The organism is Micrococcus sp. GbtcB5, from assembly GCF_019091605.1.
Lineage (GTDB): Bacteria > Actinomycetota > Actinomycetes > Actinomycetales > Micrococcaceae > Micrococcus > Micrococcus luteus.
The window spans coordinates 1-3,688 of sequence record NZ_JAGXJK010000053.1 but is presented as its reverse complement, the minus strand read 5'-3'; the positions used below and the strand labels follow the sequence as shown (position 1 = coordinate 3,688).

The 3,688-nt window shown below is 67.3% G+C and carries 3 protein-coding genes and 1 pseudogene; all 4 read right to left on the bottom strand.

What is annotated here, in order from left to right:
- Window positions 1–298: 298 nt before the first annotated feature.
- Window positions 299–766, bottom strand: a pseudogene (locus KVS67_RS11230) (hypothetical protein); the annotation flags it as partial.
- On the bottom strand, window positions 762–1,916 hold the full coding sequence (locus tag KVS67_RS11225; RefSeq protein WP_063190207.1) for a glycerate kinase: 1,155 nt from the start codon (window positions 1,914–1,916) through the stop codon (window positions 762–764). The gene KVS67_RS11225 and the pseudogene KVS67_RS11230, both read right to left, overlap by 5 nt.
- A gap of 29 nt (window positions 1,917–1,945) precedes the next feature.
- Window positions 1,946–3,349: a GntP family permease gene (locus KVS67_RS11220; protein ID WP_063190206.1), complete on the bottom strand. Its 1,404-nt coding sequence runs from the start codon at window positions 3,347–3,349 to the stop codon at window positions 1,946–1,948.
- Between the two features lie 36 nt (window positions 3,350–3,385).
- Window positions 3,386–3,688: integrase core domain-containing protein (locus tag KVS67_RS11215; protein WP_217565365.1), on the bottom strand; the 303-nt coding region annotated here is incomplete at its 5' end.

The following is a 3,688-nucleotide window of genomic DNA, read 5'->3' as shown; positions in this document are numbered from 1 at the left end:
TAAAACACCTTCTTGGGTCATGGGGCTCAAAGGATTTGCGCCCGATGATCTGAAGGGTTGAGATGGGGGCACCCGGGATCTGCATTTTCATTACGATAAGCGGCGGCATGCGGGCCATCGTTGCGGCGTAGTGCGTGGTGGGCAGTCGCCCTACCTGCGAGTCCCATTCTTGCGCCGCCAACTACCTACGGTGTGACGAATGCCGGGCGGGGCGTGGTCAACTAATCTCTCGGTCGGAGGATTCACGAGTTGGTCGTTAATCGCATTGTGTTCGTTACGCGGTTCCCCATTTGCTTTTTCAGTGCACGTCAGGCCAGCGGGTGGGCGCCAGGTTCGACGATTGCGGGTCGCAAAAAAGAGGCCAGGGCTCCGCTGGCGTCAGGCCGCTCGGGGCAGGGAACCGTCCGTCGTCGAGCAACTGGGCACAGCGTTCGGCAAGGGCTTTCGACTTCCGCGGCACCCAGCAACTCAGCCAGCCCCGCCCCAGCTCACCGTCGAGCCCCGCGACTACCGGGCGACGCCGTCGCGCTCCTCCTCGCTCAGCGCCTTGCCCAGCCATCCCCACAGCACCGTCCGCAGCTTGTCCTCCACATGGAACGTGAGCCCGTGGCCCACGCCGCACCGATGACCGCCGGGCATGGCGAGGATCTGCGCGTTCCCTGCGGTCGGCGTTGTTCACGATCACGTCGAACACTGCCATCCGGCGCAGCGCCGCCGAGTCCTCGTGGGCAAGGACGAGGCCCTGCCCGTCCTCACCCTCCTCAACGTGTGAGCCCGGTGGGGGAGCAGGCCATCACCAGCCGCCCGAGGTCGCGGGCGGTCGCCGTCAGGTCCTCTGCCGTACGGCGGATCGCTGTCGCCAGGTCCTGGGGCCCGCGGCCAATGGGCACGATCGCGGTGATGCCCTCGTCGTAGAGGGTGTCCGCGTCCTGTCCCACGGAGCCGGCGAGGACGATCACCGGGATCGCACGGCCGGCTGCGCGCACGGCCTGGGCCACGCCGACCGGCACTTTCCCGGCCAAAGACTGGCCGTCTATGCGCCCCTCCCCGGTGATGACGAGGTCAGCGGTCTTCACGAGGTCGTGGAAACCCGCCGTCTCGAGGACGACGTCGATGCCCGGCTTCAAGGTGGCCCCGATGAAGGCGTGCAGGCCACCGGCCAGACCTCCCGCCGCCCCCGAACCGGGAAGCGCATCGATCGCGACCCCGAGGTCTCGCTCGACGATGCCCGCGAGATGGACCAGCCCGGTGTCCAGGCTCGCCACTGATGCAGGATCCGCCCCCTTCTGGGGGCCGAACACGTGGGCTGCACCCTGCGATCCCGTGAGGGGGTTGCTGATGTCACACATCACCTCCACGTCGACGTCGCGGAGCCGGTCTCGTGCCGGGGTGGAGTCGATCCGCGCAATCCGGGTGAGGGTGTCGCCGGTCGGGACGAACTCCTCACCTGCGGCGTCGAGGAACCGGACGCCGAGGGCCGCGGCAGCGCCCGTGCCGCCGTCCGTCGTGGCGCTCCCGCCGGCCCCGACGATGACTCTGCGCGCGCCAGCGGACACCGCGTCGAGGATCTGCTCGCCGACCCCGAACGTCGTGGCCCGTCCCGTGTCCTCGCGTCCGGAGGCGAGCGGGAGCCCGGCACATGAGGCTGTATCGACCACCGCCACGTCCGGCTCGATCAGTCCGTAGTGGACAGGCACGCGTTCGCCGTAGAACACCCCGCAGACGGTCGCGGATCGCAAGGTGCCCCCTGCGGCAGCCACGAAGGCCTCGACGGTGCCCTCCCCGCCGTCGGCGATGGGCACCACGAGGACCTCGGCGTCGGTGACCGACGCGAGACCCGTCGCGATCGCGGAGCCCGCCTCCCGCGACGACAGGGCCCCCTTGAACGAGTCTGGGATGACGATGATGCGCTGCACGCGTGGATCTCCTAGGTCAGGTGACGGGGTCAGACGAGGACGAGGCCGAGGATCCAGATGAACACGATGGAGGTGAGTCCCATCAGGAGCGTGACCATCGTCTGGGTGCGGTAACCCTGCGAGGGCGTCATGCCGCTGAAGTTGGTGACCACCCAGAAGTACGAGTCGTTGGCGTGGGAGACGGTCATGGCGCCGGCCGCGATGGCCATGACCACGAGCGCGCTGGCCACCGGGGTCTCGAAGCCCAATGCAGGCATCATCGGGAAGACCATGGCCGACGTGGTCGTGAGGGCCACGGTGGAGGAGCCCTGCGCGGTCTTCAGGACGGCCGAGACGAGGAAGGGGAAGAACAGTCCGATGACCGACAACTGCGCAGCGTTGCTCTCGATGAAGGTGACGAGGTCGGTGGCGGCGATGACGCGCCCCAGCACACCGCCGGCCGCCGTGATGAACAGAATGGGGCCGACGACCCGGAGGGTCTCCTCTGTCAGGTCGTAGAACGTCTCGCCACGGCGCACGCTGAACAGCACGCCGACTGCGCAGAGGGTTCCGACGGCGAGCGCGATCATCGGCGTGCCGAGGAATCGGGCGAAGTCACCCGCGGGGCCGGTCCACTTCAGGACGGATGCGAGCGAGCCGAGAGCCATGAGCAGGATGGGGGCGATGATGGGCGCGAAGGACGCAGCGGTCCCAGGCATCCGCCCGTAGGACCGGCGAAGCGCGTCGTAGGCGGCCTCGAGCTCATCCGCATCCTCCGTCCCGGTCTCCTCGGGGGAGCTCACCCGCTTGCCGATGTAGAGGGCGTACAGGTACGCGACGAGGAGTGCGGGGATCGAGACGAGGACGCCGAGGCCGATCACCAACAGGAGGTGGTCACCGATGCCGAGGTTCTGGGCGGCTGCGATGGGCCCCGGGGTCGGCGGAATGAAGACGTGCGAGGTGTACAGACCTGCCGCCAGGGCCACGGTCATCGCCACGGGTGACGCCCCGGTGCGACGGGCCAGGGCCTTGCGGATGGGGTTGAGAATGACGAATCCGGAGTCGCAGAACACGGGGATGGAGACCACCCAGCCCATGAGCTGCATGGCCAGGACGGGGTAGCGCTTGCCGACGACCCTCACGAGCGCATCGGCGATCCTGAAGGCACCGCCGGTGCGCTCCAGGATGAGGCCGATGAGCGTGCCCAGGATGATGACGATGCCGATCGACGTGAAGATCCCGGAGAATCCCTCCCCGATCACGTCGGCGATGCCCTTGGCGGGCTCTTCCCCTTCGGCGCCGGTCGACTTCACCAGCGGGATCCCACCGATGATCCCCAAGACGAAGGCGACGGCCATGATCGAGAGGAAGGGGTGGATCTTCCATCTGGAGATCATGACGATCATCAGGGCGACGGCGAGGATGAAGACGAGCAAAAACGGTATTCCAGTCATCGGAAGTCCTTTGTGCGGCGCGGGATTCCAGCCAGACTAGGTGTAGGAGGGCATGACGTTGTTGACTCGGGCCGGTGCCAACGAGGCCGGAGGAGCGTCTCCGCAGGAGGTATGAGGCCGATGGTAGTTGTAGTGGTTCACCCACACCTGCAGGGCCTCACGCCGAGCTGTCTCTGAGGAGTACGGGCGGGCGTAGAGGACCTCGTCCACCATCAGCCGGTTGTAGCGTTCGACCTTCCCGTTGTGACGCGGGGTGTAGGGTCGGATCCGGTGGTGCCGGCCCCCGAGCGAGACCACCTTCGCGGTGAAGTCCACGGCCCGGTAGTTGTTGCCGTTGTC